Below are 24,415 nucleotides of genomic sequence, written 5' to 3'. Positions count from 1 at the left end.
TGGCGGGGTCGGTCACTCTCTTTATCTGAGGTGCTCGCTGGCCAGGAGTTCGATCCGGGATTCCAGTGAACGGGCGAGGGCGCAAGCGGCGTTGTGATTCTCGCGGAAACCTCTGACAAGCCCAGTCGACTTTTCCCTGATATGGAAAAAGCCGTTGCCCGCCGGGATCACCTGAAACAACGGTGCCTGACCGCAAGACTCGGTTGTAGGAACAGTCTCAAAGCCTGGAGTGTTCAGGACAAAGGCAGGTTCGTGAGTCACGGCAAAATGCGTCATAGTGCACATATGAAGTCCTTTTCATGGATTGACCCGCATTTACAGGGTGTTGCGGGTAGTCGCGAACAGCATCGCTGCTCTAGAATCGCCAACACCTGTTGACGGCATGGCGCTATCTAAAGCAATTTTTTGCGTGCGATATGTCGGAAAAGTGATTTTCTTGGTGAGTTTTTTCCCTAAAGTTCGTAGTCAGTTTTCTCTGGCCGGCCGTGACGCGTTTTCCTTCAACATTTGGAGAACGTCTTTGCAGGTTTCGCGAGTGGCATTCCAGTAGTCTTGTGCAACTCGCGTTGAATGAGCACTTCGCTCGCTCAGGCGTATATTCGAGTCATCGCGCAACACCTTCGGCCTGGCCGACTTTTTCTGCCGTGCGCGCTTTTCGCGTACGGCACTCTTTTCAAGTGTGGGGATGTTTCTTTGGCAGTCAGTAACCTCGATATGCATGCTTTGTTCGTGCTGGGTGATTTGCGGGCAAAGCTGGTCAAGCAGTTTCAGTCGCGTTTTGTTTACATCACCGAGCAGAACGCCGAAGGCATTTACGTTGCCGAGATCGACACCGAAAGCGCATTGGTGGTCGATGACAAACCTGGCCTCAAGCTCAAGGTCGGCGATCATTTCAGCGCGTCGGTGCTGCCGAGCCGTGAAGGCGGCAAGATGGACATCCGCTTTCGCGAAATCAAAATGACGGTCTACGGTCTGGGCGACTACGCCTTTGTCACCACCGCCGACGGCCATGCCATCGTGTTCAAGGAAGGCCACAGCGCGGTCACCGTGTTCGCCGCCAATGAACAACTGCAGGAAGGCCTGACCAAGACCCTGAAAGCCGTCACCGCCAAAGCCGCCAAGTGGCGCAAGGGCGAACTGGTGACGTTCAAGGCCAGCGAGTGAGCCGCGCCGATTTCCATTTGCAGAACCTCGACAGCGCCCGCGAAGAAGCACGTCGATTGTTCACGGCAAAGGCTGAATTGCAGGGCGCCTGGCTGGGTTGGGTCGCCTCGCAGATCTATGCCTTGCAGCCTGCGGAATACGCCAGCATGGTCAGACGCGAGCTGAAGAGCCTGCAGGAAACTTCTGAAAAGTAGCCTTGTCCGTGTCATGCCCCTGAAAAAGCAGGAACCTCGTCTACAGTCAGTTGACTGAGTATTCAGAGGCTTGCGGTCTTCTGTCAGGCCATCCTGCTATTGCTGTGAACAGCACGAGGTGCAAAAGCATGAACGGATTTCGACGATTGCTGGCCGCTGGCCTGACCACCTTCGGCTTGATGACGGCGGTGCCTGCGGTGAGCGCGGCACAGGCGCCGATCCACTTTGCCGACCTGAACTGGGAAAGCGGCAGCCTGATCACCGATGTCCTGCGCATCATCGTCGAGAAGGGCTACGGCCTGCCGACCGACACCTTGCCGGGCACCACCATCACTCTTGAGACCGCACTGGCCAACAACGACATTCAGGTCATCGGCGAAGAATGGGCCGGACGCAGTCCGGTGTGGGTCAAGGCCGAGGCCGAAGGCAAGGTCGCCAGCCTGGGCGACACGGTCAAAGGCGCCACCGAAGGCTGGTGGGTGCCGGAATACGTGATCAAGGGCGACCCGGCAAAGGGCATCAAGCCACTGGCGCCAGACCTGCGCAGCGTCAGCGATCTGAAGAAGTACAAGGACGTGTTCAAGGATCCGGAAACCCCGAGCAAGGGCCGGTTCCTCAACAGTCCGATCGGCTGGACGTCGGAGGTGGTGAACAAGCAGAAGCTCACGGCTTACGGTTTGCAGGATGATTTCGTCAATTTCCGCAGCGGCTCCGGTGCGGCACTCGATGCCGAAATCAGTTCATCGATCCGTCGGGGTAAACCGGTGCTGTTCTATTACTGGTCACCGACGCCTTTGCTCGGCAAGTTCAAACTGGTTCAACTGGAAGAACCGCCGTTCGATGCCGAGGCCTGGAAAACCCTGACCGACGCCGATAATCCCAATCCGAAACCGACCCGTTCACTGGCCTCGAAGCTGTCGATCGGGGTGTCCACACCGTTCCAGAAGCAGTATCCGCAGATTGCCGAGTTCTTCAGCAAGGTCGATTTTCCGATTGATGACCTGAACAAGGCGCTGGCCGAGATGAGCGAGAAACACACGGCGCCTCGTGACGCAGCGGTGGCGTTCATGAAGGCGCATCCGGATGTGTGGCAGGCTTGGTTGCCGAAGGACGTGGCGCAGAAGGTCCAGGCAGGTTTGTAGCGGTGTGGCGAGGGCGTCAGGCCCTCGCCGAGTTGAATCAGAAGCGGGTTTGCACAGCCAGCTCCAAGGTGCGCGGTGTGCCGAGGTAATACGCCGGCGACACATGGGCGAACTCGGCGTACACCTCATTCGTCAGGTTGCGCACCCGCCCGGTCACGGTGGTGTGCGAATCCACCTTGTAGCTGAGAAAGCTGCCAAATAGTGTGTAAGACGGCACGGTCATGGTGTTGGCCGTGTCGGCGAACACCGACGCCACGTATCGCGCATCGACCCCGCCTTGCCATTGCGGCGAGAAATCGTAGGTCAGCCACAGATTGCCGACCCGGTCCGGCACGTTGGTCGGTGTATTGCCCTTGCGGGAAACCACTACGCCGGCAGCGTTCTTCTCGTTGAACTCATCGTATTGCGCATCGACCCAGGCGAAGTTGCCTTCTGCCAACAACTTGTCGGTGATCCGCAACGAGCTGGCAATCTCGATGCCCTTCGAAGTCTGCTGGCCGACCGGAATGCTGCTGGTCGGGTCCAGTGGGTCCGTCACCGCGAAGTCCTTGCGCTCAATGGTGTAAGCCGCGACTGTCGCCGAGCCGCGCCCGTTCAGGTAGTCGAACTTGCTGCCGATTTCCCATTGCTTGCCGGTCGAGACATCGAAGTCCTGGGTGCCATTGGGCTGCTCGGCGGCGGTGCTGTATTGCACGTACACATTGGCTGACGGAATGAACTGATACGTCATACCCACGCGTCCGGTAACCGGCTCCCAGCTGCGCTTGAGATGACGCGGATTACTCGCGGTCACCGTGCGATGGTTGGTCACGTCGAGATCGATGTCGTCGTAGCGCAGACCGGTGAGCAGCGAGAGCTTGTCGGTCAGTGCCAGGCGATTTTCGGCAAACAGCGCTTTGGTGGTGACTTCGTTGGTCTTGTCGCTGACAAAACCCGGCATCGTTCCGGGGATGTCATAGAAATGCCCCGGTCGGTAGTTGTTCGGGTTCACCGTGCTGGCGCCTTTGACATTCAGCGGCGAGTTGGTGGTCTGGTTGACCTTGTACTCGAAACCGCCGGACCAGGTGGTGTCGAGGCCAAACAGGGTGTTGTCGTGGCGCAGCTCGAACTGGTTGCCGTTCTGCTCGCCCTGGTGCCGCACCTGATACGCAGTGGAGCGGTCCACGGCGCTGTTGTCGGCGTTGTATTGATAGGTTTCCAGGTTGCGGTAATCGCGCTGGCTGTCGAGGTGATAGAGGGTGTTGCGCAGGGTGGTGCTGTCGTTGATCCGGTAGTCGATGATCGAGCGCACCCAGATCGTCCGCTGCTCGTAGCGGCCGTCCTCGACGTTGTAGTTGTTGAAGCGGTTGTGCTTGTCGATCTTCAACTCGCCGGCCTTGGGGTTGAGCACCGGCGTGCCCCAGTACGGGCTGTCCTCGTGTTCGTCCTGATATTCCAGGGCCAGGGTGTGCGACAGGTTCGGCGTCAGGTCGCTGAGCAGCGAGAACGCCACGCTCCAGGCGTCGCGCTCCTGGCGGTCGATGTAGCCGTTGCTGGTGTTGTGGCTGACGTCGAGGCGCGCGTAATGCTGCACGTCGGCGCCCGGGTCGGTCAGCGCGTGGTTGAGGCCGAATGCGGTTTCGGTGGTGTCGTAGGTGCCATAACTGACTCGGCCTTCGATGGCCTGCTCGTCGCGGGTGGCCAGTTTGGTCACGTAGTTCAGCGAGCCACCGACCGAGCCGGCGCCGTTGATCAGCGACGAGGGGCCGCCGACCAGTTCCACCCGGTCATAAATCCACGAGTCCACGGGCCGTGCCAGTCCGCCGGAAACGTTGACCCCGTTGAACATCTGGGTGATCTGGCTGCTGGTGAAACCGCGATAGGAGACGAACCCGCCAAAGCCCGGCGGTGCACTGGCGTTCACACCCGGCAAGGTGTTGGCAGCGTCCTGGAAGTTTTGCGAGCCGTGACGTTCGATGTCGTTGCGGTTGGCAATCGCCACCGAGGCCGGGGTGTCGCGCACGCTGAGACCAAGGCGCGAGGCCATGCCGCTGGACTGGTCGAGGCTCAGGCCCGGTTCGACGCCGGATTCGCCGTCAATGGTGATCGGCGCCAGGTCCACGGTGGATTGCGCCCAGACGTTGACGGACAGGCAGCCACACAGGCTCGCCAGCAAGGTAAGTTGTTTCATCGATTGAATCCTGAATACTTGTCTAGGAGTCAGCGCACAGGCGAACGCCGCGCGTTGGCGCAGTGGGCTGACAAATCAAAAAGGCAAGGGCACTCAGGCGAGCGGCGGGGCGCGAGGATTGGCCGAAGGCCAGATGAAGCGGGCAGGGAGGTCGGCGCTGACGATGACCGGCAGCGGCGGGCTGTGTTGTTCCGGCAGGATCGCCAGGGTCAGGCTGGAGTTGAACGCCGGGCCCATGCCGCCGGTGGAGCACAGCGGGCATCCGAAGGCCTTGGCCAGGGTCGGCAGTTTTTCTTCGGCGGGATTCGAGGCGAGCGGCGCCTGGGTGCTCGGGTCGACGGCGCAGAACTGGCCGCCGATACCGTTGAGCTGCATGCCGACCATTTGTCCGTGACCGATGCTGCAGGCGAATACGTTGAACAGGACGCAGCAATAGAGCATCCAGGCCAGCAGTGAGCGATCGGTACGGGTGAATTTCATGGGGCGGCACTTTACCGCACCGCCGACCGGTCGTGCACATGGAAAAATGCCGACTAGGATGTTTTGTTCAAATCCCTTTAAAGGATTCTCGACCATGACCTTTGTGTTGGCTCAATGGCTGGTGACGATATTCGCGGCGATCAGCCTGATGCATGTGTATTGGGCGATGGGTGGGCAGTGGGCGGCCGTGGCGGTGGTGCCGCAGGTTCCGGTGGACAACGGCGGACTGACGCTCAGGCCGGCGTTCAAGCCGTCAGGCTGGATCACGCTGGTGGTGGCGGCAGCCCTGCTACTGATTGCCGCACTGGTGTGCATGCGAGTGGGGTGGTGGCTGCCCGCCGTGCATCACTGGGCGCTGCAATGGGTGATCAGCGCGATTGCGCTGCTGATGTTTGCGCGGGCAATCGGCGATTCGGAGCTGGTGGGTTTTTTCAAGGAAGTGAAGGGGTCGCGGTTTGCCCGGCTCGACACTTGGGTTTACTCGCCGCTGTGTCTGATTTTGGGAGCCGGGCTGTTGGCTGTTGCCTGGATCTAGCTGCCGGTTTCAGTACGTCGGCTGCTGACCTCGGCCGGCACGTCATCCCCGGCCATGCGCTTGCGGAACAATGCCGCTCGCGCCAGCAGCAGGGTGGTCACCGGTACGGTGATCGACAGCAGAATCGGGATCAGCCATGCGTGCAGCACCGGCCCGGACTTGAGCGCGGAAAAACAGATGATCGACGCCAGTGCCACGCACCACGCGCCCAGCGTCGAGGCCAGCGCCGGAGGGTGCATGCGCTGGAAGTAATCCTTCATCCGCAGCAGGCCGGTTGCGCCGATCAGGGCGAAAATCCCGCTGAGGACCAGCAGGATCGCCACCGGGATTTCCACCCAGAGAGACAGTTCAGCGTTCATTCGATCACCTCGCCACGCAGGAGGAATTTCGCCAGGGCAAACGAGCCGACGAAGCCGAACAGCGCGATCAGCAGCGCCGCTTCGAAGTAGGTGTCACTGGAATAACGAATCCCCAGGGTCAGCATCATCAGCATGGCGACGATGTACAAGTAGTCCAGCGCCAGTACCCGGTCCTGTGCCGACGGCCCTTTGAACAGGCGCACCAGCGTGAGGACCATGGCCAGGGAAAACAGGAACAGCGTCAGCAGAATCGCGTTCGACAGCAGCGGGCTCATTCGAAAATCTCCATCAACGGCCGCTCGTAAGTGACCTTGAAGTGCTGGATGAATTGCGCCTCGTCATCCAGATCCCAGACGTGCAGCAACAGAATGCTGCGATCCAGCGCCAGTTCCGACCACACCGTGCCGGGCACGACCGTACAGATCATCGACAGCGCCGCCAGACCGTTGGCATCGCGCAGGTCCAGCGGCACCTTGATGAAGCGTGAACGAAGCGGCCGACGAGCGGCGTTGAGTACGCCCCAGGCCACCTGCAGGTTCGAGACGATCACGTCACGCCCGACCAGCAGAAACAATCGCAGGATCGTGCCCGGGCGGCGGATGTGAATTTGTTGCGGGCGCAGTTTGCGCATCATCAGCGGGGCGCAGAAACCGAGAACGGCACCCAACAGCAGATTGCCCGGGCTGACCGACAGGTTCAGCACCAGCCACAGCAACCACAGCGCAAGCGACAACCACGGAGCAGGGAACAGACGCTTCATGGTTGTACCTCCAGCAGCGCAGCCTTGGCTTCCGGGCTCGGCACGGCGCGGGTGCCGAGTACCGCCATCACGTATTGCTGCGGATTGTTCAGAGCGTCGGCCGCTGCCTGGGTGTAACGCAGCAGCGGTTCAGCCTTGAAGGTCAGCGCGATGCTCAGCCCGAGCAGCAGGAAAATCGGCGTGCATTCCAGTTTGCGCAGCAGGGGCGACGGGCGCTCTTCGGGCGACCAGAAGCGCTGGATGCCCAGGCGCGAGAACGCCATCAGCGAGCCGAGTCCGGTAAGGATCAGCAGGGCCAGCAACGCCCAGGCGGCCTTCGAGATCGGTTCGCCGGCGCCGAGGCCCAGCGGGTTGAGCAGGGCGCCGATCAGGCTCAGCTTGCCGATGAAACCGGACAGTGGCGGCATGCCAATGATCAGCAGCGCGCAGGCAATGAAGCTCAGACCGAGGAACGCCATGGTCCATGGAATCACCTGACCGACCACGGCTTTCTGCTCGTCGTCGAGGTTGATGCCCTTGACCGGACGCTGCCATTCCTGCGGACGCGGCAGCAGTTCGTTTTCATCTTCAAGCGGCACTTCGATGGCGGTGCGCGAGCGTTCGATCAGTTCGGCCAGCAGGAACAGCGCGCTCAACGCCAGGGTCGAGCTGACCAGATAGAACAGCGCGGCGCCAATCAGGTTTGGCTGGGCGAAACCCACGGCCGACAGCAGGATCCCCGCGGACACCAGAATGCTCAGGCTGGCCATGCGTTCCAGACGTTGCGCGGCAATGATCGCCACGCCTGCGCCGGCCATGGTGGCCATGCCGCCGTAGATCAACCAGTCACCACCAAAATACGCCGAAGCACCGGCCTGGCCCGAGAACAGCAGCGTCCACAGACGTAAAAGGGTGTAGACGCCGACCTTGGTCATGATCGCGAACATCGCCGCCACCGGCGCGCTGGCCGACGAGTAGGCCGGCACCAGCCAGAAATTCAGCGGCCACATGCCGGCCTTGGCCAGGAACGCCACGGCCAGAATCCCCGCGCCGGCGTGCAGCAGGCCACGGTCGGCTTCCGGCACCAGCGGGATCTTCAGAGCCAGATCCGCCATGTTCAGCGTGCCGGTCACACCGTAGATCAACGCCGCGCCGATCAGGAACAGCGACGAGGCCAGCAGGTTGATCGATATGTAATGCAGCCCCGACGAGACACGCGCCCGGCCCGAGCCATGAAGCAACAGGCCGTAGGACGCGGCCAGCAATACCTCGAAGAACACGAACAGGTTGAACAGGTCCGCCGTCAGGAACGCGCCGTACAGGCCCATCAACTGAATCTGGAACAATGCGTGGAAGCTCGACCCGGCGCCGTCCCAGCGAGCCATGGCGAACAGCAGGGCGCTGACGCCGATGATCCCGGTCAGCACCAGCATCAATGCCGACAGGCGATCGACCACCAGCACGATGCCGAACGGCACTTGCCAGTTGCCCGGCAGATAAACGCCGATGGAGCCGGGCACGCCGGTGGTCTGGGTCCATTGCAGCAGCATCACCGAAATACCGAGGCCGAGGAGGCTGGAGAACAGGTTGATTTTCGCCTTCAGCGGTCGGTGCTTTTCGCCAAGCATCAGCATGATGGCGGCGGTCAGCAGCGGCAGCAGGATCGGTGCGGCGATCAGGTGAGTCATCGCCGTCATTCCTTGGGCTCCCTTCCGTCAACGTGGTCGGTGCCGGTCAGGCCCCGTGAGGCCAGCAACACCACCAGGAACAATGCGGTCATGGCGAAGCTGATGACGATGGCCGTCAGCACCAGCGCCTGGGGCAGCGGGTCGGTGTAGTTGAGCAGATCCTGCGGCACGCCGTCCTTGATGATCGGCTCCTTGCCGATGAACAGGCTGCCCATGCTGAAGATGAACAGGTTGACGCCGTAGGACAGCAGGCACAGGCCCATCACCACCTGGAAGGTCCGTGGCCGCAGGATCAGCCAGACCCCGGACGCGGCGAGTACGCCGATGGCGATTGCGATGACTTCTTCCATCAGACGGCTCCTTTGGCGGCAGCGGTTTTGTGGCCCCGGACCGATTGGTGGGCGAGGGCGGTGAGGATCAGCAAGGTCGAGCCGACCACCACGGCGTACACGCCGATATCGAAGAACAGCGCGCTGGCGATATGGATGTCACCCAGCAGTGGCAAGCTGAAATGCCAGGTGTGGGTGGTGAGGAACGGATAACCGACCGCCATCGCCCCGAGACCGGTGACGGTGGCGAACAGCAGGCCGGTGCCCATCCAGCGCAGCGGCCGCAGGCTCATTTGCGCCTCGACCCACTGGGTGCCGGCGACCATGTATTGCAGGATAAACGCCACCGACATCACCAGACCGGCGACGAAACCGCCACCCGGCTGGTTGTGACCGCGCATGAACAGGTAGAACGACACCACCAGCGCAATCGGCAGCAGCAGGCGCACCAGCACCGCCGGCACCATCATGAAACCGAGCGCGGTGTCGCTGGCCGAGCGCGGGTTGACCAGATCGGTGACCACGTCGGGGGCGAGCAGGCGTTGCTGGGCCGGCAGTTGCAGGCTTTCTTTCGGTGGGCGGAAGCGACGCAGCAGGGCGAACACAGTCAGGGCTACGGCAGCGAGCACGGTGATTTCGCCAAGGGTGTCGAAACCACGGAAATCCACCAGCATCACGTTGACCACGTTGCTGCCGCCGCCCTCGGGCAGGGCGCGGCTCAGGTAGAACGAGGAAATGTCGTTCGGCGTCTGCCGGGTCAGCATCGCGTAGGACAGCAGCGCCATGCCGCCACCGACGGCAATCGACAGCAGCAAGTCGCGCAAACGCCGTACCCGCGCCTTGCGCAGGCTGCTTGGCAACGGCGAAACCTCTTCGATCCGCCGTGGCAGCCAGCGCAGGCCGAGCAGGATCAGCACCGTGGTCACTACTTCGACCACCAGTTGCGTCAGTGCCAGATCCGGCGCCGAGAACCAGACGAAAGTGACGCACGTCATCAGCCCGCAGACGCTGACCATGGTCAGGGCGGCGAGACGGTGATACTTGGCCTGCCACGCGGCGCCGAGGGCGCAGGCGATTGCCAGCAGCCACAGGGTCACGAACACGATCGAGCCCGGAATCTTCGGCCGGTCGCCCCAGCTCAGACTGCTGTGCAGCATCGGGATCAGGCCGGCCAGCACTGCGGCCAACACCATCAGGAACAGCTGGGTTTGCAGACGCTTGGTGCCGATCCGCCGCTCCAGCCGTCGGGCCAGACGCATTATCGCTACCAGACTGCGCTCGAACAGGCGCTTGCCGTTGAAGCGGCCTACCAGTGGCGGGAATTTGAAACGACCGCGTTTGAGCTGATTGCGCAGCAGCAGATAGACCACGATGCCGCCGGACATGGCGATCAGGCTCATGATCATCGGTGCATTGAGGCCGTGCCAGATCGCCAGGCTGTATTCCGGCAGCACGCCACCCACCACCGGCAACGCAGCAGCGGCCAGCAACGGGCCGACTACCTGGGCCGGGAAAATTCCCACCAGCAGGCAGGTGAACACCAGCAACTCGACCGGTGCACGCATCCAGCGCGGCGGTTCGTGCGGGGTGTGCGGCAGGTCGGTGGCAGTAGGGCCGAAGAACACGTCGACGGTGAAGCGCAGCGAGTACGCAACGCTGAACGTGCCGGCGATGGTCGCCACTATCGGCAGCGCAGCTTCCACCCAGGCGGTGGCGTTGATGAATACGGTTTCGGCGAAGAACATTTCTTTCGACAGGAAACCGTTGAGCAGCGGTACGCCGGCCATGGACGCACTGGCGACCATCGCCAGGGTGGCGGTGAACGGAATCAGTTTGAACAGGCCGTTGAGCTTGCGGATGTCGCGGGTGCCGCTTTCGTGGTCGATGATCCCGGCGGCCATGAACAGCGAAGCCTTGAAGGTCGCGTGGTTGAGAATGTGGAACACCGCCGCCACGGCGGCCAGCGGGCTGTTCAGGCCGAGCAGCAGCGTGATCAGGCCGAGATGGCTGATGGTCGAGTAGGCCAGCAGTCCCTTGAGATCGTTCTGGAACATCGCGCAGTACGCGCCGAGCAACAGGGTGGCGGCGCCGGCGCCGCTGACGATGTAGAACCATTCTTCGCTGCCGGACAGCGACGGCCACAGGCGGGCCAGCAGGAAAACCCCGGCCTTGACCATGGTCGCCGAGTGCAGGTACGCCGAAACCGGTGTGGGCGCCGCCATTGCGTGGGGCAGCCAGAAGTGGAAGGGGAACTGGGCGCTTTTGCTGAGGGCGCCGATAAGAATGAGGGGAAGCAGGATGGGGTAGAGGGCATGTGCGCAAATCAGATCGCCGGCGGCCAGGACCTTGTCCAGGTCATAGCTGCCGACGACATGGCCGAGGATCATGACCCCCGCCAGCAGGCACAATCCCCCGGCACCGGTGACCATCAATGCCATGTAGGCGCCGCGGCGCGCGTCGTGGCGGTGGTGCCAGTAGCCGATCAACAGGAACGAGAAGAGGCTGGTCAGCTCCCAGAAGAACACGATCTGGATCAGGTTGCCGGAGATCACCAGGCCGAGCATGGCGCCCATGAACGCCAGAAAGAACGCAAAGAAACGCGGCACCGGATCGTCCGGCGACATGTAATAACGGGCATATAAAGAGACGAGGGTGCCGATGCCCAGCACCAGTATCGAGAACAGCCAGGCGAAGCCATCCATGCGCAGGACGAAGTTCAGACCCAGGCTGGGCAGCCATGTGAATTCTTCGCGAATCACGCCGCCGTGGGCGATCTGCGGGTACAGCAGCGCGACCGAGACAGTGCCGATCAGTGCGACCAGACCTGCCAGCAGGGATTCGGCGTTACGTGCGTTGTGCGGCAGCACGGCTGCCAGACAGCTGCCCAGAAAAGGCAGAAGCAGTAGAACTATCAGGGACATAGGCTTCTAATCTGCGGAAGTTTGTGAAGCATCATACGTGCCAGCTCCCGGATCGCCAAACGCGAGGATGTCTCTGAATCCTACAAAGTAGCCCTAAAAGCCGCGTTTAGCCTTCGGTCTCGTGCTCCAATTCTTCCGTGACTGTTTGTGTCTCTTTGCCTTTGGTCTTCAATTCACTGACGATCACCGCCGCCACGATCAGTCCCGCACCCACCAGTGCAATCGCTGGGAGACGCTCTCCTGCGATACGACCAACGATCCCGGCCCACACCGGTTCACCGGCGTAGATTAAGGTCGCGCGGGTCGGCGAGACACTTTTCTGCGCCCAGTTCATCGCCACCTGAATCGCCGCACTCATCGCGCCGAGGCCCAGGGCAGTGCTCAGCAACAGCCACGAGAAATCCGGAATCGCCTCGCCGGTCGGCACCACCATCAAAAACGACAGCACCGAAGTCGTCGCCAGCTGCACCACGGTTACCCGGCGCACATCGACCTGCCCGGCATAGTTGCTGATCAGGATGATTTCGGCTGCTATCGCGATGGCGCTGATCAGCGTGGCTATTTCACCGGGGCTGAAATTCAGCGAAGCACCGGATGGCCCGGAAAGCAGCATCAGCCCGGTAAACGCCAGCATGATGCCGATGCTCGGCATCAAACCCGGGCGCCGACCGAGTACCAGCCATTGCAGCAGTGGCACGAACGGCACGTACAGCGCGGTGATGAACGCCGACTGGCTGCTTGGGATGCTCTGCAAACCGACGGTCTGCAAGCCATAACCGAGCATGATCGCCACGCCGATAAAGACGCCGGCCTTGAGTTCGAACAAGGTCAGTTCACGCAGATGTTTCCAGGAAAATAGCGCAACGATGCTCGCGGCAGCGGCAAAGCGCAGACCGACGAAAAACATCGGACCGCTGACGGTCATGGCGTGTTGCACCAGCAGAAAGGTGCCGCCCCAGAGCATGGTGATCAGCACCAGCACGCACTCGGCTTTGCTGAACCGGGAAAACCGCAGGGAAGATTGTGAGGGATTGGCTGACGTCATGACCTTGCGCACTTTTAAGGAGGGGACGCACAATGCGCCAAATGTTGCGCAGTATACTGCCCAACCCCAGCCAGTGAGCAATATAGTGCACAAAGATTCTGTACAGCGGGCTTCGGTCCTGCAACACGTCAGCCAGAACGTCCGGCGCCTGCGCCATGCCGCCGACATGAGCCAGACGGCCCTCGCGGAAAAGTCCGGGGTCAGCCGGCGAATGCTGGTGGCCATCGAGGCCGGCGAGAAGAATGTCAGCCTGACCACTCTCGACCGTGTCGCCGAAGCCCTCGAAGTGGCCTTCAGCGATCTGATCCAGGCCCCGGACAATCGCGATCCGGGCCGTATCAACGAACTGGCCTGGGCTGGCAGCATCCCCGGCAGCAAAGCCGTTTTACTGTCCAAGGCCAACGCCACCCGTGCGGTGGAACAGTGGGAATGGTGCCTGCAACCGGGCGAGGTCTATCCGTCGCAACCGGATGCCGAAGGCTGGAGCGAACAGATTTTCGTGTTCGAAGGCTGCCTGACGCTGATGCTCGGCGACCAACCCCAGCGCATCGCTGCCGGGGAGTTTTTCATGTTCGCCAGCAACCAGCCGCACACCTATCGCAATGACGGGGAAGTGGCGGCGCGCTTCGTGCGCAATGTGGTGATCTGACTGTTGCATGGCCGACAGCGGATAAACAGTTTGCTCCATCCTGCGTGCAGACTGCTTTAGATTGTTATCTCAATCTATTGATAAATAAATAAAATATATTCAGGCATGACTCCTGCTATGGGTTCTGGATCCTCATCCGGAAACCACGGAGTCGCCTCACATGACCTTTTTAATTCACACCTTCAAACGCCTCCTGAACATCGGGAGTGCCATTTGATGCCCCGCGAAATCCGTCTCAACGCCTTCGACATGAACTGCGTCGGCCATCAGTCGCCCGGCCTGTGGGCTCACCCTCGGGATCGCTCCTGGCAGTACAAGGATCTGGAGTACTGGACCGATCTGGCGAAAATCCTCGAGCGTGGCAAGTTCGACGGCTTGTTCATCGCCGACGTGCTGGGCATCTACGACGTGTACAACGGGAATGGCGAAGCGGCCATCCGGCAGGCGGCGCAGGTGCCGGTCAACGATCCGTTGCAACTGATCCCGCCGATGGCGCTGGGCACCGAGCACCTGGGGTTTGGCCTGACCGCTTCGTTGTCCTTCGAACATCCGTATCCATTCGCCCGACGCCTGTCGACCCTCGATCACCTGACCAAGGGCCGCGCCGGCTGGAACATCGTCACCTCTTATCTGGAGAGCGGCGCGAAGAACATCGGCCAGCAAGCCCAGACCGAACACGACGCGCGCTACGACTTCGCCGAGGAATACCTGGAGGTCTGCTACAAACTCTGGGAAGGCAGTTGGGAAGAGGGCGCGATTCTGCGGGATCGCGAGCGACGGATTTTCAGTGACCCGAGCAAGATCCACGAGATCCGCCACCACGGGAAACACTTCCAGGTGCCGGGCATTCACCTTTGCGAGCCGTCGCCGCAGCGCACGCCGGTTCTCTATCAGGCCGGCGCTTCCAGCCGGGGCAAGCAGTTTGCCGCCGAGCATGCCGAGTGTGTATTCGTCGCGGCACCGTCCAAGGTTTTGCTGAAAAAAACCGTGGCAGACATCCGCCGCCGCGCCGTCGAGGCCGGACGCGATCCGTCGAAGATCCTGATCTTCAACCTGCAAACCGTGATCCTCGGCGAGACCGACGCCAAGGCCAAGGCCAAGTTCGAGGAGTACAAATCCTGGGTCAGTTACGAGGGCGCGATGGCGTTGATCTCGGGCTGGACCGGCATCGACTTCAGCCGCTTCAAACCGGACGAACCGCTCAAACACGTACACACCAACGCCATTCAATCGGCGGTCGAGGCGTTTTCCACGGCGGATCCGAACAAGGTCTGGACCCCCAACGAACTCGCCGACTGGGTCGGCATCGGCGGCTTCGGCCCGTTGTTCGTCGGCAGCCCGGAAACGGTGGCGGATCTGTTGCAGGAATGGGTCGACGAAACCGACGTCGACGGCTTCAACCTGGCCTACGCGCTGACCCATGAAACCTTCATCGACGCCGTGGAATTGCTGGTGCCGGAGTTGCAGAAGCGTGGTGTCTACAAGACCGAGTACGCGCCGGGGACCTTGCGCGAGAAGCTGTTTGGCGAAGGGCCGAGGCTGCCGGAGATTCATCCGGGCAGCGGCTATCGAAACCTCGGCGAGCTGCATCGGCAGGAGAAAAAAGTCGCGTCCGTCTAGACACCTTCGCGGCGTCTGAATGACACTGGCCCGAGCATATCCTCAGCTGCGAGAACGGCATGACTCAAACCGATACGACCGCACTGCGTCACGCCGACATCCTGATTGTCGGCGGCGGCCTCAGCGGCACGATGCTGGCGGTGCAATTGCTGCGTTTGCCGGGGCGCAGAAAGATTCTGGTGATCGAGCCCCGGGCCGAACTGGGCCGGGGCGAAGCGTACAGCGCGGTGGAACTGGGCCACACGCTCAATGGCAACGCGGCGCGGATGAGCGTTGATCCGGACAATGCCGATGACCTGACCCAATGGCTGACCGCTCACATTGCCGCTGGCGGTTGGCCGGAGTCTGATCAGCAACATGTGCCGGTCAGCGAACTGTTTCCACCACGGGGGCTGTTCGGCGTGTACGTGCAGCAGCGTCTGGCCGAAGCGCAGCAGGTGGGCGCGCAACACGGTTCGACGGTCGAGCATGTGCGCGCCGAAGTGGTCGATGTTCAGACCTCCAGCGATTCCGTGCAGCTCACCTTAAGTGACGGCCAGCAATTGCAGGGCGCTCATGCAGTGCTTGCAACCGGGATGTTCCCGGCTGCCCGCACCCCGCAAAAAGAATCCAGCGGTCTCAACGCGGCGGCACTCGATCCATGGGATGTCGCGGCCATGCGTCAACTCGATCCGCAATCGACGGTGCTGATCATCGGCTCCGGCCTGACCATGGTCGATGCCGTGGTGTCGCTGGAGCAGGCCGGGCATCGCGGGCCGATCGAGGTGTTTTCCCGGCACGGGCTGTTGCCGCATGTGCGTCGTCAACCTCCGGCGTGGGTGGACTTCCTCGCCGAGGATCACAGCATCCGAACGCCACGCCAGTTATTGCGCGAATTGCGCCGGCATTGCCGCGACGCCATCGCCCAAGGTATCGACTGGCAGGCGCCGCTCGACACCGTGCGCGCGCACATCGGCCGGTTATGGAGCCAAGCCAGCGATGTGCAGCGCCGGCAATTCGTGCGGCATGTGCGGCCATGGTGGGAAAGTCATCACCATCGTTCGCCGCCGCTGAGTGCGGAATTGGTCGAGCGTCTGCATCGAGAAGGACGATTGCGCATTCATGCTGCGTCTTACAAGGGACTTGAGCCTGTATCGGGCGAGGGCGTGAGTATCCGCATTCGTCCTCGCGGTGAGGCCAAAACCTGCGTGGTGCAGGGCGCGGCGTTGATCAATTCCAGCGGCATCGAATACGACTGGCGCCGGGTCGCGCGACCTTTGCCGCAGCAGTTGCTGGCGCGCGGTCTGGTTCGTCCGGGGCCGCTGGCGCTGGGCATCGCGGCCGCGGTGGACGGCGCTGTATTGGATGAAGAGGGCCGAATCTCGAGCCGTCTGTTCGCCATGGGCCCGCCGTTGCGCGGCATGTGGTGGGAAAGCACCGCTGTCACCGACGTGGCGTCGCAGGCCAAGGCGCTGGCCGCGCGACTGGTTCGCTGATGCCCAAATGCAAGAAACCCCGCTTCGGCGGGGTTTCCTGTTTCTGGCAGCTCAAACCGATCACTCAGTAGCGCTGATATTTGGAACCGAATTCCGGGCGGTTTTCTGCAACGTACAGTTTGGTCTGTTCGGCGTTCTGTTGCAGGTTGAGGTTGCCCTTGTGTTCGGCATCGATGCTGACAGTGTCAACGTTCAGGGTGCCGGACTGGCCAACGGTCGCCGCCGCGACAACCGGGGTGCTGGCGTGTGGGGCTGCGATCGCGGAGGTGGCGCCGATCAGGGAAACGATGAAGCCGAGTGCGATGATGTCTTTCATGATGTTGCTCCAGAGAGTGGGGAGAAGATGGAGCCCACTCTAGTGCTGGAGGGTTTTGATGTGAAAACACCCTTGCGCATAGTCGTTATCGAAGGCGTTGATGCCTGATCAGCGCGGTAGGGTATTGGACAGCCAGCGCTGGCGCAGCTGCTCCAGACGGCCGTCGGCCCGCAATGTATCCAGCGCCTGCTGCCAGCGTGCGACCTGTTTCGGATCGGTTTGCGGCGAAAAGGCAATGTAGGTGTTCTGTTTCATCAGCGGGATCTGGTACCGCAAGCGTCCCGGCTCCATGCCTTGCTCGCGGGCGAGGGCGGCTTTGGACCAGGTATCGGAGACCACGAAATCGGTTCGCCCCAGGCTGAACAATCGCATCATCTGCTCCGGGGTTTCGACGCCGTAGAGATTGTTCAGGTCTTGTCCTTGCAGGTAGCTGTAGACCAGCCATTTGCGCGGCACCGTGATCCGGCCCAGATGATCGGCTTCACGCAGGCTGTGCACGGGAGGCTGGAGATTGTCGCGGGCGTACAGCGCGGTTTCGACTTCGATCAGCGGCCCGACCCATTGATAGCGATCGTCGCGGTCGTCGGTACGCAGTACGGTGAATACGCCGGTGTCGGGCGTGTCGCTGGCCATGCGCAGGGCGCGCAACAGCGGGACTTGTTGCAGATGGATGCGGTCGCCGGTCTGGGTCGCCAGGGCCTGCACCACGTCCACCCCGAATCCTGCGAGCTGATTGCCTTGCATGAAATGCAGAGGCGGGTGGTTGTCGGTGAGCAGTTGCAGATCCGCCGCGGTGGCCGTCAGGGCCAGCATGGACAGCAGACAGGCGGCAAATCGTTTCATGGATCGTCCCTGAACAAATCAATCGCGCAGCTTAGTACGAGCCATGACGGCTGTCGTGGGGAAACAGCGGGGCTTTTGTGTCAGAGAACAAGGCTTATCGGTAGTGAACGCTGCGGGGGCAGAGCGCCCCCGGCAGGAATCGACAACGGCGGGTAAAAACGATCAGTAACGCTGGTACTTGGAGCCGAACTCGGGACGGTTTTCGGCGACCAGTACGCTGCGGGCCGAACGTTCGCGCAGTTCCTGCAAGCGGTCGGCGCCACCTTCAGCGACGCGTTCGCGCAACTCTTGCAAACGGTCAGCACCGCCTTCGGCTACGCGTTCACGCAGTTCCTGCAAACGATCCGCGCCGCCTTCAGCCACGCGTTCACGCAGTTCCTGCAAACGATCCGCGCCACCTTCGGCAACACGATCCTTCTGCAGGTTTTCCGAGCCGTATTCTGCAACCAGCGGCTGGGAGCTGGCGGACGCCAGGTCGGCCAGGGCCAGGCCGCCGAGCAGGCTGATTGCGAGTACCAGGGATTTCGAGGACTTGAACATGGTGCTTCTCCTTGCGTTTGAGATGAGTGAACCAGTGCTTTCTGGTGGGTTCATTCAAACGCGAGGGTGTATCGCTGATATGTGGTGTTGCGGCCCGAAAACACGGGTTACGTATCTGCGCGGCGAATTTATACAGAGCGATACAAATCCGTCAGGATTCGGCGAGCATCTCCACGGCGAAGGAGAAAACATAACCCTCGTTGCGCAAGGTCTTGATGTAGGTCGGCTCGCGGGAGTCGTCCAGCAGACGCTGGCGCAGGCGGCTGACCAGCAAATCGATGGAGCGGTCGAACAGGTCCGCGTCGCGGCCCTGGGTCAAATTCAGCAATTGATCGCGGCTGAGCACCCGTTGCGGATGATCGAGAAACACCCGGAGCAGTCGATACTCGGCGCCGCTGAGGGCAACCATGGTGTCGTCTTCATCGAGCAGGTGGCGGGCGGTGGTGTCCAGGCGCCAGCGACCGAACGCGAGCAGGCGTCCGGTTTCGGTGATCAGCAGATTGGGTGGCAGCATTCGCGTGCGGCGCAGCACGGCGTTGATCCGCGCCAGCAATTCGCGGGCAGCGAAGGGTTTGGTCAGGTAGTCGTCGGCACCCATTTCCAGGCCGAGGATGCGGTCGGTCTGGTCGTCGCGGGCGGTGAGCATCAGGATCGGGATCGCCTTGTGCTTGCCGGCGCGCAGTTCGCGGCACAGCACCAGCCCGTCATCGCCGGGGAGCATGATGTCGAGCACGATCAGGTCGACCGTGTTGGCTTCCAGAAAACTGCGCATCTGCCGGCCATCGGCGACCACGGTGCTGCGCAGGCCGTTCTTGGTCAGGTAATTGCCGACCAGCTCGCGGATCTCGCGGTCATCGTCGACGATCAGGATGTGGTTGATGTGATCCATGGTTCACACTCTTTTTGTGGGGGCGGGTTTGCTCGCGAAAGCGGTCCGTCAGTCAACAAAGATGCTGAATTCGATGGCCCCTTCGCGGGCAAGCCCGCTCCCACAGTGTTATGGGATGCCCTGAAGAATGGGTCTTCAGGGTTAAGCATTGGCGGTGTCAGGACACCACGCGATAGCACGGCACATACGCCGCGCCGCCCGGCAGTTTCATCCGGTGCTGGGCGACGAAGGCTTTGAGCAGCAGATCGAGCGGTTGCATGATCGCGGCGTCGCCACGGATCTGATACGGCCCGTGTTCCTCGATCAGGCGGATGCCCTTGTCCTTGACGTTGCCGGCCACGATCCCGGAGAACGCGCGGCGCAGGTTGGCCGCCAGTTCATGGGGTGGCTGATCGCGGTGCAGCTTGAGGTTGGCCATGTTTTCGTGGGTCGGATCGAACGGGCGCTGGAAGCCTTCGTCGATCTTCAGCAGCCAGTTGAAGTGGAACGCGTCGGCGCGTTCGCGGCGGAACTGCTTCACGGCCTTGAGGCCCGCGGTCATCTGCCGCGCCACTTCGGCCGGGTCGTCGATGATGATTTCGTAGTGCTTTTTCGCCGCTTCGCCGAGGGTGGCGGTGACGAAGGCGTCGAGTTGTTCCAGGTACGGCGCGGCGTGTTTCGGCCCGGTCAAAATCACCGGGAACGGCAGGCCGGCGTTGTCCGGGTGCATCAGGATGCCCAGCAGGTACAGGAACTCTTCGGCGGTGCCGGCACCGCCCGGGAAGATGATGATGCCGTGGCCGACGCGGACGAAGGCTTCCAGACGTTTTTCGATGTCCGGCAGGATCACCAGCTCGTTGACGATCGGGTTCGGCGCTTCGGCAGCGATGATGCCTGGCTCGGTCAGGCCGAGGTAACGGCCACCGTGAATCCGCTGCTTGGCGTGGGCGATGGTCGCGCCTTTCATCGGGCCTTTCATCACGCCCGGGCCGCAGCCGGTGCAGATATCGAGGCTGCGCAGGCCCAGTTCGTGGCCGACTTTCTTGGTGTATTTGTATTCTTCGGTGTTGATCGAGTGGCCGCCCCAGCACACGACGATTTTCGGCTCGACGCCCGGACGCAGGGTGCGCGCGTTGCGCAGCAGGTGGAAGACGTAGTCGCTGATGCCCTGGGAGGTGCTGAGGTCAATGCTCAACGCATCGAGTTCGTTCTCGGTGTAGACGATGTCGCGCAGGGCGCTGAACAGCATTTCCCGGGTGCTGGCAATCATTTCGCCGTCGACGAAGGCGTCGGCCGGGGCGTTCAGCAGTTCCAGACGCACGCCGCGATCCTGCTGGTGGATGCGGATTTCGAAGTCCTTGTAGGCTTCAAGAATGGTTTTTGCGTTGTCGACATGGGCGCCAGTATTGAGGATGGCCAGGGCGCACTGGCGAAAGAGGGTGTAGGTGCTGCCGGTTCCGGCCTGGCTCAGTTGCTGAACTTCACGTTGGGAAAGGGTTTCGAGGCTGCCTTTTGGGCTGACCGAGGCATTGATTACGTGTCGTTGGGTCATGCAGTGATCCTTAAAACGATGTCATTGCCGGCATGGCCAATGGCATCCGAATAGTGTGTATCCATGAATGAAGATGGCACGATCTGCGTGGTATCGCCATGTCCCCGTTGGACTTTGAAAAGATGAAAAGGAGCTCCAGCATAGCTAAATCCGCCTCAGAGGCGATAATGCGCCGGCCTCTTTTTATTTCAAGCCATGGAAGCCTGTCGCGATGTTCGAGATTCAACCGATCGATGCCATCACTTATCGCCAGCAGACCCGGCGCAGCACGCTGATCATCGCAGTGCTTTTTCTGGTGCTGGCGATGGCGTTTTCGACGGCAGCGGTGGCGCTGTTCGGCGAGCCGGGCGGGGATAATCTGCGGTTCAATGTCGGCGGGGTGTTTGGCGCATTCCTGCTGACGGCGGCGTTGTTGCGCGGGCGTTTCTGGAACCAGACCTGGATGGCCCCGGCGGTGTACGGCTGGAGGCTCAAGCGCAGCCTGATGAGCGTCACCAACGTGATGCATCAGGTGACGGCGGCGGTGGAGAAGGGTGATCCGGTGGCGATGAAGTTGCTGCGTTTCTATCACCTGGGGCTGACCCAGATGCATGAACTGGACGGTAACTCCAGCGATCACGCGCAATTGCACCGGGAAGTCGAAGCGCACAAGGCACGGATGGAGGCGCTCGGTCTGGACACCGATCAGAAGCGCCTCGATCCGGCCTGGCTGGAAACCTTGAAAGCTCGCTAGAACGGAATGCGCGCGGCGCGCCGCAGTTTCCAGCGGCGAATCAGGCGCCCGTAGACCAGCAGGTTGACCACCAGCACTACGCTGCCCAGCACCAGTTGAATTTGTGGCGTCAGCCCGGCCGGGTAGATGATGGGCCAGACGTAATGTTCGATGAAACCGCCGGCGTATTCGGTTTGCCCGGCAGCGTGGCGCATCAGGTTTTCCCAATAGGTCAGCGGACAGGTCAGGTGCAACACCTCGACCGCCACGCCCCAGGCCGCCGCCGGCAAATGCAGCCACATCAGCCGCGGCCACTTGAGCACCAGCAGCCCGCCGAACAGCACGAACAGAATGAACAGCAAATGAAACAGCACCAGCCCGTCGGCGGCTATCCGATACAGCATGTCGTCTCCCTGACGCGTGTGTGAATGGTTGTCATGTTACGCCGGTAAACGACTGACGGAAGGAAGGAATTGCGCCAACTGCGCAAGATTGTTCAAGCCATGAACGGTCATTTGCTGGCAGAGTCCGGGGTCTTGTCTCACGGTTGAAGCGTGTTATGTCTGACTCATTAATGCCGCGCAGTGCCTTTCTTCGCGGAGCCGCGGCGATCATGCCGTTATCCCTGGCGACCGCGCCGTGGGGGCTGCTGGCTGGCTCCATGGCGATCGAAGCCAACCTCACGCCGCTGCAAGGGCAGGGCTTGTCGAGCATCGTGTTCGCCGGCGCTGCGCAACTGGTGGCGATCGGCATGCTCAAGGGCGGCGCCGGGATTTTCTCGATTCTGCTGACCACGCTGTTGCTGACTTCGCAACATTTGCTCTACGGCATGAGCATGCGCCACGTGATTTCGCCGTTGCCGGGGCGCTGGCGTATCGGTCTGGGCTTTTTGCTCACCGATGAACTGTTCGCCCTGACCAGTCAGCATGATCGTCAGCAGTTCAATCGCTGGTACGCGTTGGGCGTCGGCCTGACGTTCTACATCGCCTGGAACCTCTTCACCCTGGCCGGCATCGTGCTCGGCAGCAGCATTCCGGGGCTTGAACACCTGGGGCTGGACTTCTCGATTGCCGCCACTTTCATCGCCTTGATCACCCCGGTGGTGCGCAATGTGCCGACAGTGGTCTGCGTGGCGGTGTCGCTGTTCTGCTCGGTGCTGTTCAGCTACTGGCAATGGGGTTCGGCGTTGGTGCTGTCGGGCCTGGCCGGCATGACCGCCGGGTTTATCTGCAACAAGCTGTATCGGGAGCGCACATGATGGTCTGGGCAGTGATTTTTGGCATGGGGATTCTGGTGTTCCTCAACCGTTACGTGTTTCTCGAACCGCGCTTACCGGTGCGTTTGAGCAGCAACGCACGGCAATTTCTCGGTTTTGCCGTGCCGGGCATGTTGACCGCGATTTGCGGGCCGATTGTATTCATGCCGGATAAACAACTGAACCTGCAGTGGGATAACCCTTATCTGCTGAGTTCACTAGTGGCAATCGGCCTGGTGATCTACACACGCAACACGTTGCTCAGCATGCTATTGAGCATGGCGTTCTTCTTTCTATTGCGCTGGTGGCTTTAAGTTCTACGCTTAATGGATGAATTCCATTAGCGAGGTGAACATGGCAACCGAGCAGAAACGTCCCGAAGAAGATGACGAACCGAGTGAAGAGGAGATCGAGCGGGAGAAACACAAGGAGCAGACCTGGAAGCATGACGACAGCCGCGAGTTGTCCGACCGTGATCAGGAACGCCCGCTGAAACCCTGAACGCCACAACGAAAAAGCCCCGCGATTGCGGGGCTTTTTCGTTTTATCAAAGATCGTCCAGCTGCGTGAAATCGGGGTGGGAGGCCCGATAACCCAAGGTCTTGTCGATCCAGGCATTCAACTCGTTGACCATCACCGGCGGGTGGCAGGGATAGCTTTCAAGGGTAGCGCGCAGGATGCGGTCGATATCGGGTACGTCGCGCAGGTTTCGAGTCTTTATGTAGTGGCCGATAAAACAGTCGAGTTGAAAGCGTTCTGTCGTGGACAGATGAATACACTCCAGGCCTGTGACCTGTTTGATTGCAAAATCGTCGCGCAACTTAGTTCTCTGCAAGGCTTGTTAGTTTGTGGGGTATTCCTGGTTTTGCTGACTCTTTGGTCAACTGGTATGCCAATAGGAAATGCGGCGCGCATGCTATCCGTAGTGTTTCTAAAAGTATGTATGACGATTGAAATGTCAGACAGGCGGTTAGTTCACTCAAACGACTGTTTAAGCTCCCTGTTTCGCGAATGAAACACCGCGTGTAACGCGCAGGATTCAATTCGTGGATTCCTGTTCTTGATAACGCATCACGAGGGCGTTTATTTACGTTACCGCTTCAATCAGTTCCGCGCCCTGATTGCGGGAGTTGCCCACCGCTTTGCCGACTTTGTGCCATTGGAACGCTTCGCTGGGTTCGGCTTCGAACAGCAGCATCTGCTCGGCGCGTTCGGTGGGCGTGGCAGGATCGAGCCATTCGTGCACCCGATCAGCCCGCAGCACGATCGGGCGCCGGTCATGCACATCGAGCAAGCCGCCTTCGCTGTTGGCGGTGATGATGACGAAGCCGTCGTCTTCCCGTGGAGGTTCGCCGGGTGTCGGAAACTGGCCGATGGCGGCACAGAAAACCGGCTGATGATCGGCGCGACGAATCAGCCACGGCTGTCGGCTCTTGTCGGGTGCATCGACCCACTCGAACCAGTTGTCGACCGGCACGATCAGTCGATGGCGCCAGATCGCTCGAAAGAACGGCCCGTGGGCGACTTTTTCCACCCGCGCATTGATTGGCGCGGCGCGATCCTTGGCCCAGTGCGGGCGCCAGCCCCAACGCAGATTCTCGGCGTACAAACGTTGTTGGTGCTGATGAAGGATCGCCAGTGACGTCGTGGGCGCAGCGTTGTAATGCGCCAGCGGTGCGTCGCCGACGTGATTGATCAGCGCATCGGGAATGCTCAGCACCGCGACGAAATCGTGGATGCCCCGGTATTGCGACAGTCTTCCGCACATCGGCCGACCCTCCGGCGAACAGCTGCCTGAAGGTTTGAGCTTAGTTGCACG

The 24,415-nt window shown here is 61.1% G+C and carries 29 protein-coding genes; 11 read left to right on the top strand and 18 right to left on the bottom strand.

Features of this window, described 5'->3' with window-relative positions; genetic code table 11:
• Window positions 1-21: 21 nt before the first annotated feature.
• Entirely contained in the window at window positions 22-285 is a 264-nt protein-coding gene (locus AC0R79_RS18555; protein ID WP_375747353.1) for a hypothetical protein, read from the bottom strand.
• 408 nt (window positions 286-693) lie between these two features.
• Between AC0R79_RS18555 and AC0R79_RS18550 the strand changes: the two genes are divergently transcribed.
• From AC0R79_RS18550 to AC0R79_RS18540, 3 genes are all read left to right on the top strand, one after another.
• The gene (locus tag AC0R79_RS18550) at window positions 694-1,164 is read left to right on the top strand and encodes a hypothetical protein (RefSeq protein ID WP_007950541.1); all 471 of its coding nucleotides are present in this window, start codon (window positions 694-696) and stop codon (window positions 1,162-1,164) included.
• The gene (locus tag AC0R79_RS18545; RefSeq protein WP_474731138.1) at window positions 1,161-1,358 is read left to right on the top strand and encodes a hypothetical protein; all 198 of its coding nucleotides are present in this window, start codon (window positions 1,161-1,163) and stop codon (window positions 1,356-1,358) included. The genes AC0R79_RS18550 and AC0R79_RS18545 overlap by 4 nt, the downstream gene beginning before the upstream one ends.
• A gap of 128 nt (window positions 1,359-1,486) precedes the next feature.
• Window positions 1,487-2,500 (top strand): ABC transporter substrate-binding protein, encoded by a 1,014-nt coding sequence (locus AC0R79_RS18540; protein WP_115078290.1) that lies wholly within the window; start codon window positions 1,487-1,489, stop codon window positions 2,498-2,500.
• Between the two features lie 37 nt (window positions 2,501-2,537).
• Here the strand turns inward: AC0R79_RS18540 and AC0R79_RS18535 are convergent, their stop codons facing one another.
• Both AC0R79_RS18535 and AC0R79_RS18530 read right to left on the bottom strand, forming a co-directional pair.
• Complete coding sequence (locus AC0R79_RS18535) at window positions 2,538-4,670, bottom strand: TonB-dependent receptor (protein WP_474731134.1); 2,133 nt, start codon at window positions 4,668-4,670, stop codon at window positions 2,538-2,540.
• 93 nt (window positions 4,671-4,763) lie between these two features.
• Window positions 4,764-5,150, bottom strand: coding sequence for a DUF2946 domain-containing protein (locus AC0R79_RS18530; RefSeq protein ID WP_085602912.1), 387 nt, complete (start codon window positions 5,148-5,150; stop codon window positions 4,764-4,766).
• Between the two features lie 94 nt (window positions 5,151-5,244).
• Between AC0R79_RS18530 and AC0R79_RS18525 the strand changes: the two genes are divergently transcribed.
• A complete protein-coding gene (locus AC0R79_RS18525) occupies window positions 5,245-5,685 on the top strand; it encodes a DUF3995 domain-containing protein (protein ID WP_127798465.1) in 441 nt (146 codons plus the stop codon).
• Here the strand turns inward: AC0R79_RS18525 and AC0R79_RS18520 are convergent.
• The 7 genes from AC0R79_RS18520 to AC0R79_RS18490 all read right to left on the bottom strand — a co-directional run bounded on the left by AC0R79_RS18520 (window position 5,682) and on the right by AC0R79_RS18490 (window position 12,766).
• The gene (locus tag AC0R79_RS18520) at window positions 5,682-6,044 is read right to left on the bottom strand and encodes a Na+/H+ antiporter subunit G (RefSeq protein ID WP_064379433.1); all 363 of its coding nucleotides are present in this window, start codon (window positions 6,042-6,044) and stop codon (window positions 5,682-5,684) included. The two genes, AC0R79_RS18525 and AC0R79_RS18520, sit on opposite strands and share 4 nt — an antisense overlap.
• Window positions 6,041-6,319 carry a K+/H+ antiporter subunit F gene (locus AC0R79_RS18515; protein WP_007910754.1) on the bottom strand — a complete coding sequence of 93 codons (279 nt, stop codon included), beginning with the start codon at window positions 6,317-6,319 and terminating at the stop codon, window positions 6,041-6,043. Before AC0R79_RS18515 ends, AC0R79_RS18520 begins: the two co-directional genes overlap by 4 nt.
• Window positions 6,316-6,804, bottom strand: a complete 489-nt coding sequence (locus AC0R79_RS18510; protein WP_474731128.1) for a Na+/H+ antiporter subunit E — start codon at window positions 6,802-6,804, stop codon at window positions 6,316-6,318. The genes AC0R79_RS18515 and AC0R79_RS18510 overlap by 4 nt, the downstream gene beginning before the upstream one ends.
• Window positions 6,801-8,480 (bottom strand): monovalent cation/H+ antiporter subunit D, encoded by a 1,680-nt coding sequence (locus AC0R79_RS18505; protein WP_127798464.1) that lies wholly within the window; start codon window positions 8,478-8,480, stop codon window positions 6,801-6,803. The genes AC0R79_RS18510 and AC0R79_RS18505 overlap by 4 nt, the downstream gene beginning before the upstream one ends.
• Window positions 8,477-8,821, bottom strand: a complete 345-nt coding sequence (locus AC0R79_RS18500) for a Na+/H+ antiporter subunit C (RefSeq protein ID WP_003192163.1) — start codon at window positions 8,819-8,821, stop codon at window positions 8,477-8,479. The genes AC0R79_RS18505 and AC0R79_RS18500 overlap by 4 nt, the downstream gene beginning before the upstream one ends.
• Window positions 8,821-11,721 carry a monovalent cation/H+ antiporter subunit A gene (locus AC0R79_RS18495; protein ID WP_474731123.1) on the bottom strand — a complete coding sequence of 967 codons (2,901 nt, stop codon included), beginning with the start codon at window positions 11,719-11,721 and terminating at the stop codon, window positions 8,821-8,823. The genes AC0R79_RS18500 and AC0R79_RS18495 overlap by 1 nt, the downstream gene beginning before the upstream one ends.
• Before the next feature lie 106 nt (window positions 11,722-11,827).
• Window positions 11,828-12,766, bottom strand: coding sequence for a DMT family transporter (locus AC0R79_RS18490; protein ID WP_127798462.1), 939 nt, complete (start codon window positions 12,764-12,766; stop codon window positions 11,828-11,830).
• 85 nt (window positions 12,767-12,851) lie between these two features.
• Between AC0R79_RS18490 and AC0R79_RS18485 the strand changes: the two genes are divergently transcribed.
• The 3 genes from AC0R79_RS18485 to AC0R79_RS18475 all read left to right on the top strand — a co-directional run bounded on the left by AC0R79_RS18485 (window position 12,852) and on the right by AC0R79_RS18475 (window position 16,510).
• Complete coding sequence (locus AC0R79_RS18485; protein ID WP_007950529.1) at window positions 12,852-13,415, top strand: helix-turn-helix domain-containing protein; 564 nt, start codon at window positions 12,852-12,854, stop codon at window positions 13,413-13,415.
• 216 nt (window positions 13,416-13,631) lie between these two features.
• On the top strand, window positions 13,632-15,035 hold the full coding sequence (locus AC0R79_RS18480; RefSeq protein WP_474731120.1) for an LLM class flavin-dependent oxidoreductase: 1,404 nt from the start codon (window positions 13,632-13,634) through the stop codon (window positions 15,033-15,035).
• A gap of 59 nt (window positions 15,036-15,094) precedes the next feature.
• Complete coding sequence (locus tag AC0R79_RS18475) at window positions 15,095-16,510, top strand: FAD/NAD(P)-binding protein (protein WP_474731116.1); 1,416 nt, start codon at window positions 15,095-15,097, stop codon at window positions 16,508-16,510.
• Between the two features lie 64 nt (window positions 16,511-16,574).
• Here AC0R79_RS18475 and AC0R79_RS18470 read toward each other — a convergent pair whose 3' ends face one another.
• The 5 genes from AC0R79_RS18470 to ppnN all read right to left on the bottom strand — a co-directional run bounded on the left by AC0R79_RS18470 (window position 16,575) and on the right by ppnN (window position 20,629).
• Complete coding sequence (locus tag AC0R79_RS18470) at window positions 16,575-16,826, bottom strand: hypothetical protein (protein ID WP_474731113.1); 252 nt, start codon at window positions 16,824-16,826, stop codon at window positions 16,575-16,577.
• Between the two features lie 108 nt (window positions 16,827-16,934).
• Window positions 16,935-17,669, bottom strand: a complete 735-nt coding sequence (locus AC0R79_RS18465; protein ID WP_474731110.1) for a substrate-binding periplasmic protein — start codon at window positions 17,667-17,669, stop codon at window positions 16,935-16,937.
• A 162-nt stretch (window positions 17,670-17,831) separates the two neighbouring features.
• A complete protein-coding gene (locus tag AC0R79_RS18460) occupies window positions 17,832-18,209 on the bottom strand; it encodes a hypothetical protein (RefSeq protein WP_459794511.1) in 378 nt (125 codons plus the stop codon).
• 151 nt (window positions 18,210-18,360) lie between these two features.
• Entirely contained in the window at window positions 18,361-19,098 is a 738-nt protein-coding gene (locus AC0R79_RS18455) for a response regulator (protein ID WP_474731106.1), read from the bottom strand.
• A 157-nt stretch (window positions 19,099-19,255) separates the two neighbouring features.
• Entirely contained in the window at window positions 19,256-20,629 is a 1,374-nt protein-coding gene (gene ppnN / locus AC0R79_RS18450) for a nucleotide 5'-monophosphate nucleosidase PpnN (protein ID WP_007950520.1), read from the bottom strand.
• A gap of 211 nt (window positions 20,630-20,840) precedes the next feature.
• Here ppnN and AC0R79_RS18445 point away from each other — a divergent pair, with 211 nt between their 5' ends.
• Window positions 20,841-21,362, top strand: coding sequence for a DUF3087 domain-containing protein (locus tag AC0R79_RS18445; RefSeq protein ID WP_375747349.1), 522 nt, complete (start codon window positions 20,841-20,843; stop codon window positions 21,360-21,362).
• On the opposite strand, the gene AC0R79_RS18440 is transcribed toward AC0R79_RS18445, so the two are convergent.
• Entirely contained in the window at window positions 21,359-21,745 is a 387-nt protein-coding gene (locus tag AC0R79_RS18440; RefSeq protein ID WP_039766992.1) for a DUF2784 domain-containing protein, read from the bottom strand. The two genes, AC0R79_RS18445 and AC0R79_RS18440, sit on opposite strands and share 4 nt — an antisense overlap.
• A 155-nt stretch (window positions 21,746-21,900) precedes the next feature.
• Between AC0R79_RS18440 and AC0R79_RS18435 the strand changes: the two genes are divergently transcribed.
• From AC0R79_RS18435 to AC0R79_RS18425, 3 genes are read left to right on the top strand one after another with little or no spacing between them, the layout of a single operon-like run.
• Complete coding sequence (locus AC0R79_RS18435) at window positions 21,901-22,599, top strand: AzlC family ABC transporter permease (RefSeq protein ID WP_045121617.1); 699 nt, start codon at window positions 21,901-21,903, stop codon at window positions 22,597-22,599.
• Entirely contained in the window at window positions 22,599-22,910 is a 312-nt protein-coding gene (locus AC0R79_RS18430; RefSeq protein WP_164872179.1) for an AzlD domain-containing protein, read from the top strand. Before AC0R79_RS18435 ends, AC0R79_RS18430 begins: the two co-directional genes overlap by 1 nt.
• A gap of 40 nt (window positions 22,911-22,950) precedes the next feature.
• Window positions 22,951-23,097 carry a hypothetical protein gene (locus AC0R79_RS18425; RefSeq protein ID WP_007950514.1) on the top strand — a complete coding sequence of 49 codons (147 nt, stop codon included), beginning with the start codon at window positions 22,951-22,953 and terminating at the stop codon, window positions 23,095-23,097.
• A 46-nt stretch (window positions 23,098-23,143) separates the two neighbouring features.
• Here AC0R79_RS18425 and AC0R79_RS18420 read toward each other — a convergent pair whose 3' ends face one another.
• Entirely contained in the window at window positions 23,144-23,416 is a 273-nt protein-coding gene (locus AC0R79_RS18420; protein WP_192561400.1) for a hypothetical protein, read from the bottom strand.
• Window positions 23,417-23,683: 267 nt separating this feature from the next.
• Window positions 23,684-24,364: an SOS response-associated peptidase gene (locus AC0R79_RS18415; protein WP_375747348.1), complete on the bottom strand. Its 681-nt coding sequence runs from the start codon at window positions 24,362-24,364 to the stop codon at window positions 23,684-23,686.
• Window positions 24,365-24,415: the final 51 nt, after the last annotated feature.

The sequence above is a fragment of the Pseudomonas sp. HD57-3 genome (assembly GCF_056113135.1).
Note: the sequence above shows the minus strand (reverse complement) of the source record. Positions and strands in the feature narration are given on the sequence as shown.